General features: G+C 48.8%; 14 protein-coding genes. 6 read left to right on the forward strand and 8 right to left on the reverse strand.

Annotated features, from left to right (window positions below; all coding sequences use genetic code 11):
* Positions 1-237: 237 nt before the first annotated feature.
* The 4 genes from era (at position 238) to FSB84_RS13555 (ending at position 5395) form a co-directional block, all read left to right on the forward strand.
* Positions 238-1107, forward strand: a complete 870-nt coding sequence (gene era / locus FSB84_RS13540; protein ID WP_127130238.1) for a GTPase Era — start codon at positions 238-240, stop codon at positions 1105-1107.
* Between the two features lie 20 nt (positions 1108-1127).
* Positions 1128-2444 carry a ribosome biogenesis GTPase Der gene (gene der, locus FSB84_RS13545; RefSeq protein WP_130544418.1) on the forward strand — a complete coding sequence of 439 codons (1317 nt, stop codon included), beginning with the start codon at positions 1128-1130 and terminating at the stop codon, positions 2442-2444.
* Positions 2445-2539: 95 nt separating this feature from the next.
* The gene (locus tag FSB84_RS13550; protein WP_130544417.1) at positions 2540-2737 is read left to right on the forward strand and encodes a hypothetical protein; all 198 of its coding nucleotides are present in this window, start codon (positions 2540-2542) and stop codon (positions 2735-2737) included.
* Between the two features lie 282 nt (positions 2738-3019).
* Positions 3020-5395 carry a T9SS type A sorting domain-containing protein gene (locus FSB84_RS13555; RefSeq protein ID WP_130544416.1) on the forward strand — a complete coding sequence of 792 codons (2376 nt, stop codon included), beginning with the start codon at positions 3020-3022 and terminating at the stop codon, positions 5393-5395.
* A gap of 91 nt (positions 5396-5486) precedes the next feature.
* On the opposite strand, the gene FSB84_RS13560 is transcribed toward FSB84_RS13555, so the two are convergent.
* The 7 genes from FSB84_RS13560 to FSB84_RS13590 all read right to left on the reverse strand — a co-directional run bounded on the left by FSB84_RS13560 (position 5487) and on the right by FSB84_RS13590 (position 17077).
* On the reverse strand, positions 5487-7694 hold the full coding sequence (locus tag FSB84_RS13560; protein ID WP_130544415.1) for a DUF4954 family protein: 2208 nt from the start codon (positions 7692-7694) through the stop codon (positions 5487-5489).
* Between the two features lie 27 nt (positions 7695-7721).
* A complete protein-coding gene (gene glmS, locus FSB84_RS13565) occupies positions 7722-9557 on the reverse strand; it encodes a glutamine--fructose-6-phosphate transaminase (isomerizing) (protein ID WP_130544414.1) in 1836 nt (611 codons plus the stop codon).
* 157 nt (positions 9558-9714) lie between these two features.
* Positions 9715-12105 (reverse strand): prolyl oligopeptidase family serine peptidase, encoded by a 2391-nt coding sequence (locus FSB84_RS13570; RefSeq protein ID WP_130544413.1) that lies wholly within the window; start codon positions 12103-12105, stop codon positions 9715-9717.
* 21 nt (positions 12106-12126) lie between these two features.
* Positions 12127-13515: a magnesium transporter gene (gene mgtE, locus FSB84_RS13575; RefSeq protein WP_130544412.1), complete on the reverse strand. Its 1389-nt coding sequence runs from the start codon at positions 13513-13515 to the stop codon at positions 12127-12129.
* Between the two features lie 70 nt (positions 13516-13585).
* Positions 13586-14971 carry a porin family protein gene (locus tag FSB84_RS13580; protein WP_130544411.1) on the reverse strand — a complete coding sequence of 462 codons (1386 nt, stop codon included), beginning with the start codon at positions 14969-14971 and terminating at the stop codon, positions 13586-13588.
* Positions 14955-15545, reverse strand: coding sequence for an RNA polymerase sigma factor (locus FSB84_RS13585; RefSeq protein WP_207234353.1), 591 nt, complete (start codon positions 15543-15545; stop codon positions 14955-14957). Before FSB84_RS13585 ends, FSB84_RS13580 begins: the two co-directional genes overlap by 17 nt.
* 101 nt (positions 15546-15646) lie before the next feature.
* The gene (locus FSB84_RS13590) at positions 15647-17077 is read right to left on the reverse strand and encodes a DUF4403 family protein (RefSeq protein WP_130544409.1); all 1431 of its coding nucleotides are present in this window, start codon (positions 17075-17077) and stop codon (positions 15647-15649) included.
* Between the two features lie 84 nt (positions 17078-17161).
* Here FSB84_RS13590 and FSB84_RS13595 point away from each other — a divergent pair, with 84 nt between their 5' ends.
* Both FSB84_RS13595 and FSB84_RS13600 read left to right on the forward strand, forming a co-directional pair.
* Positions 17162-18085 (forward strand): YihY/virulence factor BrkB family protein, encoded by a 924-nt coding sequence (locus tag FSB84_RS13595; RefSeq protein ID WP_130544408.1) that lies wholly within the window; start codon positions 17162-17164, stop codon positions 18083-18085.
* 25 nt (positions 18086-18110) lie between these two features.
* Entirely contained in the window at positions 18111-18995 is an 885-nt protein-coding gene (locus tag FSB84_RS13600; RefSeq protein ID WP_130544407.1) for a bestrophin family protein, read from the forward strand.
* Here FSB84_RS13600 and FSB84_RS13605 read toward each other — a convergent pair.
* Positions 18992-19765: a M90 family metallopeptidase gene (locus tag FSB84_RS13605; protein WP_130544406.1), complete on the reverse strand. Its 774-nt coding sequence runs from the start codon at positions 19763-19765 to the stop codon at positions 18992-18994. The genes FSB84_RS13600 and FSB84_RS13605 overlap by 4 nt on opposite strands.
* Between the last annotated feature and the right edge of the window lie 6 nt (positions 19766-19771).

A 19771-nucleotide genomic window follows, 5' to 3' on the forward strand; every position in this document is an offset into this window, starting at 1 on the left:
TTTTGTTGAAATGGAATGCCGCAGAATGGTTGACATTGCTATAGGTTTTCGGTAAACGTAGCTGAGATCATAATTTTTCTGGAATTGCAAATACCTTCTTTTATTTGCAACTAATTATTAGTTGCAATATATAATTCTCCTATCATATCCACAAAAAAATATCCCTCCCTTTTATTCTTTACCTTTGCAGCGCCTAAACGGTAGGGGATTTTCCTATCCCCTCAGGCATAGCAGATTATGAAAACAGGTTTTGTCACCATATTTGGCCGGCCGAATGCCGGGAAGAGCACGCTGATGAATGCCCTCATGGGGGAGAAGCTGGCCATTGTTTCACCCAAGGTGCAGACCACCCGTCACCGTATCCGGGGCATTATCACTACCGATGATTACCAGATCATTTTATCAGACACTCCCGGCATCATCGATCCAAAATACAAGCTCCAGGAAAAAATGATGATGGCGGTGAAAAGCGCTATGGAGGATTCCGATGTAGCGTTGTTGCTGGTAGACGCCAACGAAAACCTGGAAGAAGCCAGTCAGATCTTCGAGGCGCTGAAACTGAAAGTGCCCAGCATTGTGGTGATCAACAAAACCGACCAAACCAGCAAGGAAAAGCTGGAGGAAGTGTATGCATTCTTCGGTTCCAAATCATATTGTAAAGAACTGATCGGGATCTCTGCATTGAAGGGAGCGCAACTGAATGAGCTCACGCAGGCCATTCTGAAATATCTTCCGGAAGGCGATCCTTTCTTCGACGGAGAGGAAATGACCGATCTGCCCACCCGTTTCTTTGTTGCGGAAATGATCCGCGAAAAGATCTTCTATTTATATAAGGAAGAGATACCTTATCATACTACGGTGCTCATCACCGAATTCAAGGACAAAACAACATTAACCAAGATAGTGGCCGACATCGTTGTTCAGCGCGAAACACAGAAAGTGATACTGCTGGGCGAAGGCGGAAAGATGATCAAACAACTCGGAACCCAGGCCAGGAAGGATATTGAAGCCTTTCTCGGAAGAAAAGTGTTCTTAGAGCTGTTTGTGAAAGTGCGTCCGAAATGGCGCGACAATGAATTCATGCTCAAAGAATACGGATACTATTAATAAAACTCAGGGATCACATCATGGCAGGTTTTACTGTAGCAATTGTCGGGCGACCGAATGTAGGGAAAAGTACTTTTTTTAACCGTCTGCTGGAGCAGCGCAAGGCCATCGTGGATGACCAGAGCGGTGTTACGCGTGATCGGCAGTATGGTGTTTGCGAGTGGAACGGCAAAACCTTTAACGTGATAGACACCGGAGGTTTTGTTCCGCAAAGCGAGGACGTGTTCGAGCGCGAGATCAAAAAGCAGGTGCTCATAGCCGTGGAAGAAGCCAATGCCATCATCTTCATGGCCGATGCCGCTACCGGTATCACAGACCTGGACGAAGCCATGGCCGATGTACTGCGCCGTACTTCCAAAACCGTATTCATGGCCGTGAATAAAGTGGACAATCCCGAGCGCCTGCTGGAAGCCACTGAATTCTACAGCCTCGGTTTCGATAATATCTTCTTCATCTCTTCCATGACCGGAAGCGGTACCGGTGAGATCCTGGATGCCGTTACAGAATTGATCACAGATAAGGAAGCAGCAGAACAGGAAGAGATCAATGAGCTCCCCAGGTTTGCCATCATCGGGCAACCCAATGTGGGCAAATCCTCCCTGCTGAATGCACTGATCGGACAGGAGAGGACCATCGTGAGCGATATCGCAGGCACAACCCGAGACACTATCCATACACGTTATAATCTCTTCCAGAAGGATTTCATGCTCATCGATACGGCCGGTATACGGCGTAAGACCAAAGTGCATGAAGACCTGGAATTCTATTCCGTGATCCGCGCCATCAAAGCCATGGATGAAGCCGACGTATGTCTGTTACTGTTGGATGCCGAGAAAGGCATCACCCAGCAGGACCTCAATATCTTCAGCCTGGCTGTTAAGAAAGGTAAGGGCATCGTTCTGCTGGTGAATAAGTGGGATCTGATGGCGAAGGAAACCAACACGGCCAGGGATTATGAAAAGGTATTGAAAGAAAGGATCGCCCCTTTCACTGATGTACCAGTGCTTTTCATCTCCGCGAAAGACAAGCAAAGAATCCATAAAGCGATAGAAGCTGCGCTGGAAGTGTATTCCAACAAACAACGAAAGGTCCCTACTTCCCAATTGAACGAGGTGATGCTGAAAGCGATCGAGTCTTATCACCCACCGGTAGTGCGTGGTAATCCGGTCCGTATCAAGTATGTAACCCAGCTGCCTACTCATGTACCTTCATTTGCATTTTTCGCGAACCTGCCAGATGATATAAAACAACCATATAAGAACTACCTGGAGAATCAGCTGAGGCAAAATTTCAATTTCAAAGGTGTTCCTGTGAGACTTTTTTTCCGCAAAAAGTAAAAAAAGTTTTAAATGATATATGTCAAATCACTTGCATAATATCAAAAAGCTTATACCTTTGCGCCCATCTGATTAAACTCTAAAAGCAAGTTCGCATGAAAAAGTTATTCGCAATTTTGGCTGTAGCTGGTGTTCTCGTAGCCTGCAACGACAGCGGTAAACAAGAAGAACCTAAAGCTGATTCTACTGCTAATGCAGCTCCAGCTCCAGACACAACTGTAGCCCCTGTACAAGACACTACTGTAAAAGTAGACACTACTAAAGCAGTTGACACTGCTGCAGCGAAGCACTAATGCCTATCCGCATAAACTTCTTGCAAGAAACTGGCCCCGGAAATTCCGGGGCTTTTTTGTGGCCCTGGCATTGAAATTGAAGTCTTTTTACCCATAACGGGATAGCCTGAATTTTCCTTCCATCAATTTTAATCCGGCCTTGCAGGTTATGGCAATTTTATTGTATATTGGTCCCCTGAACCACAGCGTTAGCTTTTAATTCCATTCTGTTTCCTACCACAAAAACCTCTGGGATCCATTCTCCTGTGCATTTCGCTTCCTGATTCTTAAACTACTTCATGTATGAAAAAACTCTACATGCTTACTTTAGCATGCACCCTTTGTTGCATTGCTACCAGTCATGCACAATCGAGATATTGGATTGGTCCGGCAAATGGAAACTGGAGCAACCCTGCCAACTGGTCTGATGGTTCTGTTTCCGGTGTTTCGGTGCCTAACGGCGGAACATACGTCGCCATCTTCGAAACAGGTGCTCCGGTGGTGAATGTGGATATTACTTCCATCAGCCTGCTCTCCATGATTGTAAGAAATGGCGTTACCGCCAAAATTTACTCTTCTTCATCAGCAACGATCACTGCAACCGGAACCGGTAGCCCTGATTATGCTTTGCTCATTGAAACCGGCAGCAGGCTGGAAGACAGTGTGTCCGCAGATGTGCCGTTCAATTTTGCGTTCGCTAATAATGCGAGAGCCTGGATCGATGGCACATGGTATTTTGGAGGGCATAATAGTGTTGTAAATACTTCCAATGGTCCCCGCTTTTCATTACCGGTTACATCCGGCTTTGGAAATCGTGTGGATGTAAGTGGCTCGATCATAATCGGTAATAAAGGGTGGATCGAAGCTGCAAATAGCAGTCTCAATTATCTTTTCTTCAATGCAGGTTCTGAGTTGAGGATCGCCAGGGATGGACTGAGCACACCCCGCGCCACCTGGAACGCAACTTCCACCATCCGCATCACTGGTGCAGTAACCGGTGCAGCCGCTATCAACGGACCCAACAATTTTTCCATCGGTAACCTGATCTTCGATTGCCCTGGTATGTCTAACGAGATCAACTGGGGACTTCCTATTGGTATGACCATCGCGGGAAATTTCCAGGTACTCAATACCAATAACAATAACCTGATATTAGCTTACGCTTTTGCCGTTTCAGGGGCTGCTCTGGATTACCTCGTGAATGGATTTTTCCAGATTGGCAGTAATTCCTGGGTAACACTGGGAAACAATAATGCCCTGGCAGACAATTCCAGTTCACTGCAGGTGAATGGCAACTTCATTCAATCAGGCGGTCGCTTTGATCTGCGCGGGTCAGCCATCACTGCTGCCACACGCCCGACCGTAGTGAAAATCAAAGGCAGCTTTACACAAACTTCCGGAACTTTCGGTTGTGCATCTACGGCAACCGGCGCCAACCTCTTTGTGGTTGAACTGAATGGTGATAATCCTCAAAATGTAGACATAGTTTCCAACACCATCGATAACAGCACCAACCAGGTGAAACTCAGATTGAACAATGTGAATGGTGCGATACTGCTGAAGCCGTTGTCTGCAGGAAGACTTGAATGGACTGGCAGTAATGGTATCATCACTGCCAATGGCAATGACCTCACTGTTAATAACCCCGATGCCGGATCTGTTTCCGGCGCAGGCAGCAATGCATTCGTGGCCGGTGGCGCGGTAGTTCGCAAAACTGCATCCAACGTGGCTTACAGTTTTCCGGTTGGCGGAACGGCTTACCGCCCCTGCGTAGTAACTCCGGAAGATGCTACAGCGTCTGAATATTCCGCGAGGTATTATCCCACATCTTACAGTAGTACTGCCACTTCAACCCCGCTCTATAAGGTATCCACCTCTGAATACTGGAATATCAGCAAAGCATCCGGAAGCAATGCTGCTGTAACACTCTCACTCGCAGCCGCAGTGCCTGGCGCCTTTGGCCCTGACAAAGTTGTGGTAGCGCATTTCAATGGCGCAAGCTGGGAAAGCGCTAAAGGAGCAACCGGTACAGAATTAACACCAGGCAATACTCCCACAGGATCTGTCACCTCTGAAGTACTCAGCAGTTTCAGCCCGTTTACTTTCGGTGTAGTACCTGGCTCTCCATTACCTGTATACCTGGTTGCTTTCAATGGAAAGAAACTCACCAATACGTCTGCGAAGCTCGACTGGACCATTACGGCCAGCAGCAACCCCGACAGGTTTGAAATTCTTCGCTCGGAAGATGGCACCAGCTTCCACCAGATTGGAACAGTCCGCGCTGCCGCACAACAGCTTGCTTTCAGTTTTGTGGATGAGCAATTACCAAAGAAAACCGCTTACTACCAGTTACGTATGATCGATCAGCAGGGTGTGGTGAACATGAGTAAGATAGTTACCATCTTCAGCAATGCAGAAGGCTGGGTGATCAACTCCATGATGCCAACACTGGTTACCAGTCAGGCGAAACTCAATATCAGCGCATCGTCCAGGGCAAATATCCGCCTCGCCGTTACTGATATGTATGGCAGGATCATACATCAGCAACAGACCGCACTGAGCGCTGGCAGCCAGGATGTATGGCTGAACTTCAGCAAGCTCCCCGCCGGCGCTTACCAGATCACCGGCTACCTGGATAATGGTCAGAAAACAGGCAGCTTCAGGTTCATCAAACAATAAATGTTACCCAGGTTTTGAATATGCAAACGGCAGTCTCAGGACTGCCGTTTTTTTATAACCGATATTTTTATTTCGAGTATTGCTGCGGAACTTATTGCATCCTGCGCGAGAGCGCAGCTATCGTCTTCCTATATTGGTCCAGCGATGCTCTTTCCTGTTTGATAAAAGAATTATCTTCTAATTTTCCCAGCACTTTGTTCATCTCTGCATTGGTTTCATACACCATTTTACGGAATGGATTCTTGTAATCCTTGGCGCGGGATTCATAGATGCCTTCCACCATCCAGGTCTTTACCGCGAGCGCCTGCTGCAATAATTGCTGCACTTGTTCAGGTTTTGCTTTTTTCAGGTGGATGCCGTGTACTGTCTGCAGCGCAGCCATCGCATGCTGGAATTTCTCAGCAGGATATTTGTCTGCCTGGTCCTTGTAGAAAGCGTGCACCTGTTCCCAGCTTTTTACTTTTCCCTGATGGATCTGCGTAACCAGTTTGTTGATGGCTGTTCGCTGGATCAGTTGTCCGCCTATATTCATCCAGCTGGTCAATACAGGTTTTGCCGGAATGCTGTTGATCTGCTCTTCCAGTTGTTTGAACTGCTTACCACTGTTGGCGATAAGCTGTTGAACAGCATAGAAAGTAACGAGGTCTTTGAAGATATGATAGGCTGCAGTTACTTTGATCAACTGCGCGGGCCTGCTGCTGTTCTCGAATCCATCCACCAGTATTTCCAGGTCATTCACAAGCGGATCCTTTGTTTCAAGCAGGCGTTTGCCTTCTTCGATCTGTTGTTCAGCAGTGAACTTCTTATTGCCTTTGGTACTTTTCAGGTAGGCCTTGCCGGTAGCCTGCTGCATCAGTGTGATGGCATCGAGGATCTCATTCACGCTATCGGGAGCCAGGTAATCGAATTCCAGCAACTGGGTTTTGTTGATGCGTTTGTCGCGGTCCCCGTATTTCCAGGCATTGCGGGCCAGGGCATACATATTGTGGAGGAACCAGTAGGCAGGCATCACCACCAGTTTGTTGTGGGTAACATCATTGCTCACCAGTGTGAAAGGGATCGTGATATTGAGCTCAACGGGGAAGTCGCCTTTCGCCAGGATGGTGAAGGTGGCAAATTTCGAATTGTGCTTGAGGCTCACGCAAAGGCCGGGCCAGAACCCGCGTCCGGCAATGATCTCACCGTCAGGGCTTCTGCTGTTATGATTGGAGCCAACGGTAGCGCCGGCTGCCATATTGCTTTGCCCCTGCAGCAATGCTGCACAGAGGAAAGAGTTGTTATGGTGTTGTTCGTGCGAAGGAAAGATGAGCGAATTCAATACTTCACAACAGGAGATAGTGGAGTTCTCTCCGAGATAGGAGTTGATCAAACGCGCTCCGTACTTTAGTTGCGAGTGAGGCGCCAGGAAGAAACGAACAGCTTTCACGCCGTAGAAAGCACGGCATCCGTACCCGATGATACCGTTCACCAGCTCGCATCCTTCACCTACCTGCGTTTTGGCGTCGGCAGAAGAATTGATGGTCACATTCTTGATCTTGTTGGCGCCTTTGATATAGGCATCAGTGCCGATCTTCACATCTTTGATGATGCGGCAGTTCTTGATCACGGTGCGGTCCCCGATGGTGCCGTAGCGGCCTCTTTTCAGATCGAACTGCTGCTGTGTGAAATCTTTGAATTTCTGTTGTAAGGTATTATCATCGCGGAAGCGGGCCCAGAGAAAGGCGTCGCCGGGAAGCATGCCATCGAAGGGCATGATCTTTCGTTCTCCATTCTCGTTGCATACTTCCATCCATACGCGGATGGCTTCGTCTTCACCTTCCATGAGAATACCATTGCCAAATTTGGAATGGTCGGTGGTATCGATCTCATTCACGTTCACCAGGATCACTTCGTTGCCGGTGATATAATGAGAGATGTAATTCACATTGTCTACAACTACATTGTCTCCAAAATCACAACTGATGATGGTGCTGTTGTAAAGTCCAACAGGCCTGCGGAGATTATGGAATTCCAGGTAATATGGTTCCAGTTTGCCGATGCGCACCAGACCATAGAACTTGCAATCCTGCACCAGTTCCGGGTTGAAGGCATCGGACACTATGATATTGTTCCAGTTGTCTGAAGTGTTGCGGTTGCGTACCAGCATCTCTATCTCGTATGCGGTAAGATGCCTGTAATGAAGGCCATTCCTGTATTGCTGGTTGCGCAGGTAGTACTCATCCTTTCCTTTGGGCAGGTAGGTTTCGGGAATGAAGTTATAACCCAGCGTATTGATGGGGCTTTTCCGGATCTGGTTCATACACAAGAAAGCTAATGGTGATCAATATTATTCCACGGTCACGCTCTTGGCCAGGTTACGTGGTTTGTCCACGTCCAGGTCTTTGGCGATACCGATATAATAAGACAGCAGTTGGAGCGGGATCACACTGAGGATCGGAGCCACAATTTCGTCGGCTTCAGGAACTGCTATTACATCATCCGCCATGGCGGTGATGGTTTCATCCCCTTCGGTTACGATGGCAATCACTTTTCCTTTTCTTGCTTTGATCTCCTGGATATTGCTCACGATCTTTTCGTGGTAGGAATCTTTGGTAGCCACAAAAACGACGGGCAGTGTTTCGTCCACGAGTGCGATCGGACCGTGCTTCATTTCAGCAGCGGGATATCCTTCTGCGTGGATATAGGAGATCTCTTTCAGTTTCAGCGCACCTTCCAGTGCGATGGGGAAATTGTATCCGCGGCCCAGGTAGAGGAAGTCTTTGGCGTCTTTGTATTTGTCTGCCAGTTTTTTCACAGCATCGGCCGTTTTGAGAGCAGCCTTAACTTTTTCAGGGATATCATGCAGCTCGTTCAGTAATTGAACGAAGCGTTTTGTTTCGATGGAACCCTTTTCGTGCGCCACTTTGAGAGCGATGAGGGTGAGTACTACCAGTTGAGCGGTAAATGCTTTGGTGGAGGCCACACCGATCTCGGGGCCCGCGTGCGTATAGGCGCCGGCGTTAGAGATGCGTGCGATACTGGAACCCACCACATTCACCACACCAAAGATCAGGGCTCCCTGCTCTTTGGCTTTTTCGATGGCAACGAGGGTGTCTGCTGTTTCGCCACTCTGCGATACGGCAATGATCACATCCCCTTGTTTCACTATCGGGTTGCGATAACGGAATTCCGATGCATATTCCACTTCAACAGGGATGCGGCAGAGCTCTTCGAAGATGTACTCGGCCAGCAGCGCAGCATGCCAGCTGGTTCCGCAGGCGATGATGATGATGCGGGATGCATTCTTGATCTGGTCGATATTATTTTGAACACCGGCCATAGTGATGGAGGCGTTCACTGCGTCCAGCCTTCCGCGGAGACAGTCGAAAATAGTATCGGGCTGTTCAAAGATCTCTTTCAGCATGAAATGATCATAACCGCCTTTCTCGATGGCGGCCAGCTCCATGTCCAGTTTGGTTACATAGGGAGTGATCTTTTCGTTACCGAGATTTTTGAGGATGAGCTCATCAGGACGGATGATGGCCAGTTCATAATCGTTCACATACACTACTTCTTTCGTGTATTCGATGATGGGAGATGCGTCGGATGCCAGGAAATGTTCTCCCTTTCCGATGCCGATCACCAGCGGGCTGCCTTTGCGGGCGGCGATGAGGGTATCCGGATTGTCCTGATCGATCAATACGATCACATAAGCGCCCACTACACGTTTGAGCGCAATGCGAACAGCTTCTTCAAGACTGCAGTTATTGTTCTTCTGAATGTCTTCGATGAATTTCAGCAGTACTTCGGTATCGGTATCGCTGATGAAATTGTATCCTTTTTTTACCAGTTCATTTTTGAGCTGGCTGTAGTTTTCGATGATCCCGTTGTGGATCATGGCCAGCTTGCCATTTTCAGACTGATGGGGATGTGCATTCCTGTCGCAGGGCTCACCGTGTGTTGCCCAGCGGGTATGTCCGATGCCGATATTTGCATGTACATCTTTTCCCAGGAGGCTGTCTTCCAGCTCTGCCACTTTTCCTTTCTTCTTGTATACTTTCAGTCCCGAATTGAGGAGGGCCACGCCTGAACTGTCATAGCCACGGTACTCGAGACGCTTCAGTCCTTTTAAAATAACAGGGTAAGCTTCTTTTGGTCCAACATAAGCAACAATGCCGCACATGTGATAAAGAATTTTTTAGTGTGAATAGGTGCATGAACGATGACTAAAATGAAACAGGGGGCGAGCGACTGGCCGCACCCTGAGTAAATTTCTTTTAACCTTTCAGTCAATCGATTGCGCAATTTATCGAAAAATTGTGCCAGAGAACTTTCTTAAATTATTTTTTAAGGTGGGTCTCAAAGAGATGGAAGATGCGTTTGTACTCGTCGGTCCAGCTGCTGGGTTCAACAAACCCATGGTCTTCCACAGGGTACACGGCCAGTTCCCATTTATCTTTTCCCAGTTCGATCAGTTTCTGACTCAGGCGTACGATATCCTGGAAGTGTACATTCACATCTACCATACCATGGCACATCAGCAGGTTGTCTTTTAATCCGGCTGCGAAATTGATGGGGGAGCTGCGGTAATAGGCAATGCTGTCTGTGGCTGGTTCATTGAGGATATTGGAAGTATAGCCGTGGTTGTAATGCGCCCAGTCTGTAACGGAGCGGAGCGCAGCGCCTGCATTGAAAACACCAGGCTGAGTGAAAAGGGCCATGAGTGTGATGAAACCTCCGTAAGAGCCGCCATAGATGCCGATATTGGTTGCATTCACGCCGAGCTTGTCCACGAGATATTTTGCGCCGTCCACCTGATCGGAAAGATCCTTTCCTCCCATATGGCGGTAGATGCCCGTGCGCCAGTCGCGGCCATAACCTGCACTGCCACGATAATCTATATCCAGTACTGTGTAGCCGTTATCGGCAAGCAGGTTGTGGAACATGTATTCCCTGAAATAGCTGCTCCACCATTTGTGTACATTCTGCAGGTAGCCTGCGCCATGTACAAAGATCACGGCAGGTTTGGAGGGATGGGGATTGGCGGGCCGGTACAGGCGAGCATATACGTTAGCGCCATCGGTTGCGGGAAATGTGATCAGTTCGGGATCGCGCCAGTTGTAGGAAGCAAATTCAGCGGACCTTGCCAGGTTGGTCACCTGTTGTGGTTTGGCGCCGGCCTTGTTCTCCTGGATATATAATTCCCAGGGTTTGTTGCTGTAGGAATAGAGATAAGCCAGCCATTTTTCATCGGGAGAGATGCTTACCTGGTTGGAACCGGTGAGACTCGTGAGCTGCTCCGCCTTTCCACCGGCAACGGGCAGCCGATAATAATGTTGTTCCCCGGGATGCACCTGGTTGGTGCTGATATAAAAGTATTTTTTGTTGCGGCTCAGGTCCGCCGATTGCACTTCATAGTTGCCACTGGTAAGCGCTTTCTTTTGTTGTGTGCGCACATCGAGGGTATAGAGATGCGAATAACCCGTGGCTTCGGACTGGAACCAGATGGTGTTGTTATCGATCCATCCTGTATTGCCGCCGCCGAATCCCTGTATGCCAGGGCCTGCGATCCAGGCTTCATCATGCTGACGGTCCAGGGGAGTGATCTTTCCTGTGGCGCCGTCCACCAGCACCAGCCAGCGGTCTTTGTTATCGTTGGAACGAAGGTCGAGCAGGGCGAACTGGCTGTTGGGGCTCCAGGAAGAGCCTTGTATGCTCACGCTGCGGGCTGCGGGATTTTTGCTTTTCTGCGCATATACGGCAGGGTAATCTTTGTAGAATGCAGGAATGTCTTTGATGCCGGGGAGGAGGCTGTCTGTTTTGATTGCGAATACAGTATCGGCCCCGCTGTCGAACACATAGAATTCACTTATTCCTGATGGCGTTCCAACTTTCGTTCTGCCCCTGATATCTTCGGTGAAGCCGCTTTCGGTAACGTAATTGGGAATGATAGTACCCTTGCCGGAATTATTTGACCTGAACAAACGATAGGCGATGAAGCGCCCGTCTGCACTGATCTGTAGGCCTCCGGCGCTTTTATCTTCAGTAAAGAGTGTGCGCAATGTTTTGATCTTCGGGTAGGTTTTGGCCATAGAATCACTTTGTTCCTTTTTCTCTTTTCTTTCCCGCAGGATGGCTGAGTTGGCGAGCGATTCCGTTTCGAGCCATTTCTCCTGTACTGATTTCCCTGCACCGCCACTGCCTGCTTTCGGTGCGCTGCCCTGCTGGAAATTGGTGAGCTGAGCGATAGCACCGGTGCTCATTTCCCAGGAATAAAGATTACCGCCACGGTTGAATACGATGCGTGTTTCGTTGAAACTGAACACCGGTGATGATTCTGTATCGATCGTTTCCGTGATGCGCTTGGTGGTACCTGTTTTCAGCTCAGTGAGATAGATATCGCCGCGATTCGTATATACGTAGGCGGTATACTTTGAATTGTATTGAATGCTGTTGGGATCGGGTTGGCTCCTGCCTGCGTCCCAGCCCATTTTCTGAGGTTTGAGATTGGCGGGTGTGATGATCCAGGCTGAATCGCTGGCGGCCTTGTCCGGGTTCCAGAGGAAACGGAGGATTTTGCCGTCGGCTGACCAGTTGAGTGAAGAAGGCGAGCTGCCGATCCATTTAGGATCGCGCATGATCTTGTCTACCGTCAGCGGGGTAAGCGGGGACTGTGCTTTTACTGATGCTGCAGTGAGCAACAGCAGGAAAGCATATGCATGTTTTCTCATTGAATGATAAGTTGGTTTATGCTACAACAAAATACCACTTAAGAGCATATACGCCATGGAAAAATATATGACCAGTCCGGTCACATCCACAAGCGTGGCTACGAAAGGAGCAGAGGAAGTGGCGGGGTCGGCGCCCAGTCTTTTGAGCAGGAGTGGGAGCATGGATCCTGTGATGGTACCCCAGAGTACCACGCCCAGCAGGGAGAAGCCAACGGTGAGACCGATCTCGGTGCCATTATCGCCGTAGGTATGGAACATGGAATTCCAGAATACCACGCGGAAGAATCCGATGAGGCCGAGTACGGAGCCGAGCATAAGGCCGGAAAGGATCTCTCTTTTAAGTACGCGCCACCATTCGGCCACAGTCAGCTCGCCCATGGCCATGGCCTGGATGATAAGGGTGGATGCCTGTGATCCGCTGTTGCCGCCACTGGAAATGATGAGTGGTATGAAAAGGGCCAGCACAACGGCTTTGGCGATCTCATCTTCAAAATATTTCATCACGGTAGCCGTAAGCATCTCCCCGAGGAAGAGCACTACCAGCCATACGATGCGTTTTTTGAAGAGGCGTGCGATGGGCATTTCCAGGTAAGGTTCGTCCAGGGCTTCGGTACCACCGATCTTCTGTATGTCTTCACTGAATTCTTCGTTGGCAACCCAGAGTACGTCGTCAATGGTAACGATACCCAGCAGTATATTCTTATCATCTACAACGGGGAGGGCCACACGGTTATTCATTTTGAAGATCTGGTTGGCCACTTCCTGGTCGTCGTTTGCATTGAGGGTGATATAACGATAGTCGATGATATCGCCTACTTCTTTATCAGGACTGGCGAGGATGATCTGGCGGATCTGCACGTCATCCACAAACTCGCCTTTGTCGTTCACGATGTAGATCACGTCGATGGTTTCACTGTCCTTCCCTTCTTCCCGGATGAGGTTGAGGATCTCCTGGCAGGTATAGTCAACCTGTACAGAAATATAATCCGGAGTCATGAGACGGCCTACACTGCCTTCGGGATAACCGAGGAGTGAGAGTGTCACTTTTCTTTCTTCGGGATTGAGCAGTTTCACGAGTTCTTTCACCACTTTGCCGGGCAGTTCTTCGAAGAAGTCTGTCCGGTCATCCGCGGGGAGCTCATTGAGCAGTTCGGCGGTCTTGAAAGGTGGCAGTTCGCGGATGATGGTCTTCTGTGCGTTGAGGTCGAGGATCTTGAATACGCTGGCGGCCCGGTGAATACTCATATTGGCCACTATCTGGCTTTCGTATTCGGGCAGTTCATTGATGAGCTCCGCCACATCACTGATGTTCTGGTGGTTCAGCAGTTCACGTACTTTCAGTACATCGTCCTGCCGGGCCAGCTCCAGGAATTGTTCCCTTAGGGTGTCGATATCAACCTCTGTACTCATGCCTCAAATTTAGGGAATAGTGCATGTGTACGATCAATAAAAACAAGCTTAATGCATCGATGCGAAATAATTATCGTTTTCCTGTTTTTCCGAATGGGTATTTGAGTCCGAGATTGATGCCGAAGCTATTGAGCCGGATCTCACCATGACCCACACCCTGTACTGGCACCTTGAGATAGGGCTCTGCCTGGAATTGAAGTCTGCTGCCCAGCTGCTTTTCTATGCCGGCAGAGAAATTGAGGATGGAGAAGAGATAGCTGGAGTTCTCGTTCGTTTTCCAGTTGCGTTCCGAGTAGTAGCCTGCATTATTGTAGAAGTAGTAATCGTAATCCTCTTTATCCATCAGGTAACTGCTGACGCCCGCGCTGATGAAATAACGTGAGCGGGTTTTGATACCGAGGTCATAACGGATATTGATGGGGATATCGATCATGGAACAGCCGCCTTCGATCTTATCGATATCATAATAGACCATGGGCCCTTTGGGGGTGATATCTTTTCCGCGGGCTTTATAGTTCTTGCTGTTATAGATCAGTCCTGTATTAACACTCAACCTGTCTGTAAAATAATATCCGATCTGCAGGCCGCCGTTGAAGCCGGCTCTTCCTGCACTGCTGAATTTCACATTGCTGAAATCCAGTCCTGCGAGGGCTGTGAGATAGAACGAACCTTTTCTGGAAGAAAGGTTCAGGGGCTTTGTCTTATTGGTTGTTGTTTGGATAGGTTGTACTGAAGCAGGTTTTTGTTGAGTTGAATCAGTAATGCTGGTTTGTGGGGTTGGCTTTATGCCCGGCACATCAGGGGCGTTTTGGATACTGCTTGTATGAACCGGGTTGGAGCTGGTTACTGTTTCAATACTATCTGGCAAGCCCTGCTTAGATGTAATATACGGAATTGAAGACGAATTGGTTGGTATTTGGGTTGCATTGGGGTTTCCGGGTAATGCATCATGAGTTTTGGCGCCCGGTTCACGGGAGACATTGGATTGCTTGAGCCAGGCAGCTCTTTGCTGCTGGCCGGAACTCAATGAAGGGGTTTGAGTATGGTTGGACGGCTTGATGACTGTTGCATTGGAAGCAGGCTCATCTGCAAGCCGGCTATTTTTTGCGGCGGTGTGGTTCGGATTTCGGTTTTCAAAAGATTGTTGCGACGATTGTTTTGTTTCTCCAAAGCTATTTCGTTTATAGCTCTCCGTTAAGTTGCCTTCATTTTTCACTATTCCATTTTTCTCTTTGCTTTCATTCCAGGTTTTGGTCCCCCACAATGCGCCGCCCAGCAGCAGTACGCCTGCCAGCAGCCACCAGAGCAGCAGTCCCCGCCTGCGGCGGCGTTGCGGCAATTCCGCATCCAGCCTTTGTTCCAGCTGTTCCCAGCCTGATGTGGACGACTCCACATCGTACTGGTCCGCAGCTTCCCGGCTCAGGCGGTCAAGATCATTGTCATTGAGGAGAGACATAAATATTATAATGATTTTTGTTCAGTAAAAGTTTTCTGAGATTATCCCTCGCTTTGGAGAGATTGGATTTGGACGCACCCACTGAAATGCCCAGTTGCCTGCTGATCTCTTCATGGCTCATACCCTCGATCACGAACAGGTTGAATACGGTACGGTAGGCCGGTGAGAGTGATCTCACGGCTTCGATGATCTCCTTGTAACTGAGAACATCAATTCCTGTTTCGCTTTTGTCCGGGATTGTTTCAGATTCGTAGGTAAGCAAATGACCGCTCACCGAGGCGTGGTGCTTACGATAATGATCGATGCAGGTATTTACGAGTATCCGCTTGAACCAGCCTTTCAGGCTCAGCAGCATATCATCCTGCCTTTGCTGATCGAATTGATGGATATTTTTGAAGAGTTTTACAAACCCTTCATTCACGATCTCTTCAGATTCTTCCTGTGCGTTGGTGTACCGGTAGCAGATCTTCATTGCAAAGCCACGGAGCAGGTAATACAATTCCTTCTGGCTGTTACGGTCATTGACCAAACAGCCCTTGATCAGTGTAGCCACCTTTGGGTTATCTGTATGCAACAATGGTTTGGTTTGCAATGAGCAGGGTGCTCCTGCTTAAATTACGAATTTTCCTATACATTGTTGGATACGTAATCCCTGCAGAAAAGGTTGCCTCGGATCTAATCCATATTTATCAGGTTGGCGGAAGGGCGCCCGATCAGGGTAAGGCTGGCGCGGATATATGCCTGAACCTGAATATGTTTCTCCTGTGGCAGTAGCCCGATCAGTTTGATATCGTGCAGGGTGCCAACGGTACTCATCCAGTCTGTCACTTGCTGATTGAGGCGGGCCTCGATCAGGGCCTTATTCTTCTGGATCAGTGCATTGAGGTCCAGCACGCTCTGTCCGGCCAGTTCCTTCATGATCTTCTTTTTGATCAGTCCTTTCGCCAGGTTCACCATCAGGTCCCTGGTATCGATCCCCACTTTGATATCGGGCATACTGAGTATCTGGCGGGCGGAATCCAGGGTGGGAGTGCCGGTGAGACTGAGCACACCGTTGCGATTGCCGGAGAAAGCCATGTCTACTCTTATCTTTCCTTCATTGGTGCCGCTGATGTTAACGTCTTTGATCACGAAAGTGCGGCCATCGATATCGAATGGTTTGTTGCGGAGACTATCGTTGAGCAGTTTGTTGAAGAATTTGTATTCGTATACTGCATCCAGGTAGGTGCTGATATAGCCACTGCGGTCTGCGTTGGACACAGGAGGAAGTGAAGCGTGCGTTACCAGTTTGTTACTGTCTGAATTGAATTTGGGGAAGCCGCTGAAGCCCATGGAAAAATAGAGCGTGTCTTTCACCACATTGAAGCGGCTGACTCCGAGCGCGGAGAGGTTCAGGTTGAGGAAGCCGTATTTGTTGACGGGCATTACACGGCTGCCACTCTTGCGCCAGTTGTTGAGAAAGGGATTGGTATTGATGTCCTGTACAAATTTATCGAAGGTGGTGCAATAGGTTTCGATACTGGCCTTCACACTGTCCAGCACATCTTTTGTCATATCGTTGTTCATGAGCGTTACCTCGCATTTGTCCAGCGGCTGGAGCTTGTCCAGCTTCGTAACGGTGCTGATGGTATGATTGGGCAGGAGGTCCAGTTTGGAAGTGATGGCGATGTCAACCCTGCGGAGTGGTTCTCCGTTGAATCCGCAGCTGCCATTGACCCAGGGCGATACCTGTTTGTCGAATGCGCAGATAGTGCGGCTTCCGGCGATCTGGTAATTGCCGCGGAAACTGATGATCACCCGATTGTTGATCACACTGAATGAAAACGGAGAACGAACGAACCGGTATTTATATCTGAAATCACATCCGCTCTGTGTATAGTTCGGCCATTTATCGTTGGTGAATTCTTTGGCTGTGGAAGAATCCATTACCGATAATAAAGGTTTCATGTATACTTTTACAGGAACATTGATATAAGACATTGGCAATGCAGGTAAACTGCGTGCCGGCGCGGATGAAGTGGTGGTGGTTGTTTTTTTACTGCTGCCGCATGACAAAAAGAATATCAGGGCGCTGCCCAAAAGGAGGACACGGGTTATTGACGTCATGCAGCAAATATCAAAAATTCCGCGCTAATTTTCACTATCTTCAACTGTACCCCGGCCCACCGCAGGCGAAGAAAAAACAACAGTATGAAAAAGCTGCCAAAACCGGCTACCATCCTGCAATTACTCAAAAAAGCCTTCGGGGAGTTCCAGCAGAACGATCCTTTGCGGATGGCTGCGGCTACGGCCTTCTTTGCCACTTTTGCTCTTCCTGCCATCATTCTCATCCTCATTGTTGTATTTGGTCTGGTGATGGACCGCAGATTTGTAGGACGCAGCCTGGTAGAGGCTTTGAGCGGAGTGCTGGGCCCCAACTCGGCTGAAGAGATCAGGAATACGCTCCGGAATGTGCGCACGCTTGCTTCAACATGGTATATCGCCACCGGCGGTTTTATCTTTTTGTTATTTGTGAGTACCACGCTCTTCAAAGTGATCAAAGATTCCCTGAACCAGCTCTGGCGCATCCGTCAGTCGAATGGCAGGGGCGTGGTGAGGCAACTGAAACAAAGAGGCACTTCGTTCCTGGTCATTCTTTTTGCCGGCATTTTCTTTTTGGCTACCCTGATGGTGGAAGGCGGAGTTGCTTTGCTACGTCAGCAACTGCCGGACCTGCTGCCCGGTGAAGGATCTGTGATCTGGGCTATCACCAGTCAGGTAGTGTCTTTGTCAGTTGTTACCTGCTGGTTCTCCATCCTGTTCCGTTATCTGCCGGACGGACATACTACCTGGCGTATAACCATGGGCGGTGCCTTCTTCACAGCCTTGTTGTTTACGCTGGGTAAGTTCCTGCTCCGTTTCCTGTTGTCTTATTCCAATATGAGTACGGTATACGGCACGTCCACTTCCTTTGTGCTGATGCTGCTCTTCATTTTCTATTGCGCCTTCATCTTTTATTATGGCGCCTGTTTCCTGAAAGTTTGGGCAAAACATAAGAACAAGCCCATTATCCCCCGGTACTATGCGGAAGCTTATACCTGGCAGCAGGTGAAAGAAGAATCGCTTGACCGGTAATCACTGAGTATTATTTTTGTAAAATATGATCGCTTATAATCCTAAAGACTGGTTCACTTTTGTGTTCCGCTTCCATAAGGCGGACACCCTGAGAAAATTGGCGCCGCTGATCCTGGGTATCAGCGCCTATTGCGCTATCATCGCATACCTTGAACTGGAGATCTTTCAACTGTCGCAGAACAACCACCTGAAGAATATCTCCATGATGAATAATCTCCTGAGTTTCGTGATCTCCATGCTATTGGTGTTCCGCACCAATACTGCGTATGACCGTTGGTGGGAGGGAAGGAAATTATGGGGCTCGCTGGTGAACAACAGCCGTAACCTTTCCATCAAGCTCAACGCTATCCTGGGACCAACAGAAGATGAAGAAAAGAAATTCTTCCGCCGCATCATTCCCATGTATGCTGCCGTGCTGAGCCGTCACCTGCAAACAGAACAAACGCGCCTGGCGCTGGATACTGCGGAACATCCTGAATGGGAACACCTGGACAAGAACAAGCATATGCCGAATCAGATCGCTTCACTGATGTACAAACGCGTGACCCGGTTGTACGAGCAGGGAAGGATCAAGGGTGATCAGCTGATCGTGATCAACGCGGAGTTGCAGGCATTCACTGATGTATGCGGCGCCTGTGAGCGCATCAAGAATACGCCCATTCCATTTTCCTACAGTGTATTCCTGAAAAAATTCATCTTCTTCTACGTAATGACCCTTCCACTGAGTTTTGTGTTCAGTCTGGGTTATATCGCCATACCTGTTGTGGCATTCATCTTCTATGTACTGGCAAGTCTTGAAATGATCGCGGAAGAGATCGAGGATCCTTTCGGCGCTGATGAGAACGATCTTCCCACTGAAAAGATGTCGGACAATATCAAGAAACATGTAAGCGAGATCTTCGCTTCTTAATTGCTGGCGGGATCCTGTTTGAAGATCATCTCGAGGTATTCGTAGAGCTCGGGATGTTTTTCTTTCAGCAGGTCGGGCCGCTCGAAGAAGTATTCAGAGATAACGGCAAAGAATTCGCTTTTATCGGAAGCACCGTAAGGATTGATGTCTGAGCGGTTCTTCCTGATCTCTTCTATCTGTTGTTGCATGAGGTGCATCCATGGTATGGAATATTGATGCGCAAGCAGGTTTTCGGGGATGCCATCTACTGCGCCATCTGATTTATCCAGGAGATGCACAAACTCGTGGATGGCGGTATTGTTCTTATCGCTGGTGATCTCGAAACCCTGGCGGAGCGCATGTTGCGAGAGGATCATCTTTCCATTCATATAACCGCTGCCCACCATTCCCATGATGGCGCGGTCTTTTCCTTCGAATTTAAATTCTTCGTTGAACGTATCCGGATAGATGAGTACATCTGTGAGATTGCGGTACTCCCATTCCGGAAATCCGAAGATGGGGATCACGGCGCTGCTGGCAACATAGATCCTGTCGCGCTCCTCAATTGTAGCGCCGATGCCTTCTATTCTAACATTGGCGAGGAAGGACCCGATCTTTTCACGGAAGCGCTGTTTGTCTTTTTCATCCAGTCGCTGGTAAAAACGGACATGCGTGCTGAGGATATCAACGTCTGCTTTGCTCAGGTCAACCGGTGGTTTTTGTTTTGGCTTCCATTTCCAGAGGATCACACAAACGGCGGCAATGCCCAGCAGGATGTAAACAGGTACCATAGGTTA

Source organism: Pseudobacter ginsenosidimutans (assembly GCF_007970185.1).
Classification (GTDB): Bacteria; Bacteroidota; Bacteroidia; order Chitinophagales; family Chitinophagaceae; genus Pseudobacter; species Pseudobacter ginsenosidimutans.

Excerpts from the sequence above, each read along its gene's own strand:
- era (WP_127130238.1), top strand. The coding sequence starts at position 238 with ATGAAAACAGGTTTTGTCACCATATTTGGCCGGCCGAATGCCGGGAAG.
- der (WP_130544418.1), top strand. The coding sequence starts at position 1,128 with ATGGCAGGTTTTACTGTAGCAATTGTCGGGCGACCGAATGTAGGGAAA.
- FSB84_RS13550 (WP_130544417.1), top strand. The coding sequence starts at position 2,540 with ATGAAAAAGTTATTCGCAATTTTGGCTGTAGCTGGTGTTCTCGTAGCC.
- FSB84_RS13555 (WP_130544416.1), top strand. The coding sequence starts at position 3,020 with ATGAAAAAACTCTACATGCTTACTTTAGCATGCACCCTTTGTTGCATT.
- FSB84_RS13560 (WP_130544415.1), bottom strand. The coding sequence starts at position 7,694 with ATGAACCAGATCCGGAAAAGCCCCATCAATACGCTGGGTTATAACTTC.
- glmS (WP_130544414.1), bottom strand. The coding sequence starts at position 9,557 with ATGTGCGGCATTGTTGCTTATGTTGGACCAAAAGAAGCTTACCCTGTT.
- FSB84_RS13570 (WP_130544413.1), bottom strand. The coding sequence starts at position 12,105 with ATGAGAAAACATGCATATGCTTTCCTGCTGTTGCTCACTGCAGCATCA.
- mgtE (WP_130544412.1), bottom strand. The coding sequence starts at position 13,515 with ATGAGTACAGAGGTTGATATCGACACCCTAAGGGAACAATTCCTGGAG.
- FSB84_RS13580 (WP_130544411.1), bottom strand. The coding sequence starts at position 14,971 with ATGTCTCTCCTCAATGACAATGATCTTGACCGCCTGAGCCGGGAAGCT.
- FSB84_RS13590 (WP_130544409.1), bottom strand. The coding sequence starts at position 17,077 with ATGACGTCAATAACCCGTGTCCTCCTTTTGGGCAGCGCCCTGATATTC.
- FSB84_RS13595 (WP_130544408.1), top strand. The coding sequence starts at position 17,162 with ATGAAAAAGCTGCCAAAACCGGCTACCATCCTGCAATTACTCAAAAAA.
- FSB84_RS13600 (WP_130544407.1), top strand. The coding sequence starts at position 18,111 with ATGATCGCTTATAATCCTAAAGACTGGTTCACTTTTGTGTTCCGCTTC.
- FSB84_RS13605 (WP_130544406.1), bottom strand. The coding sequence starts at position 19,765 with ATGGTACCTGTTTACATCCTGCTGGGCATTGCCGCCGTTTGTGTGATC.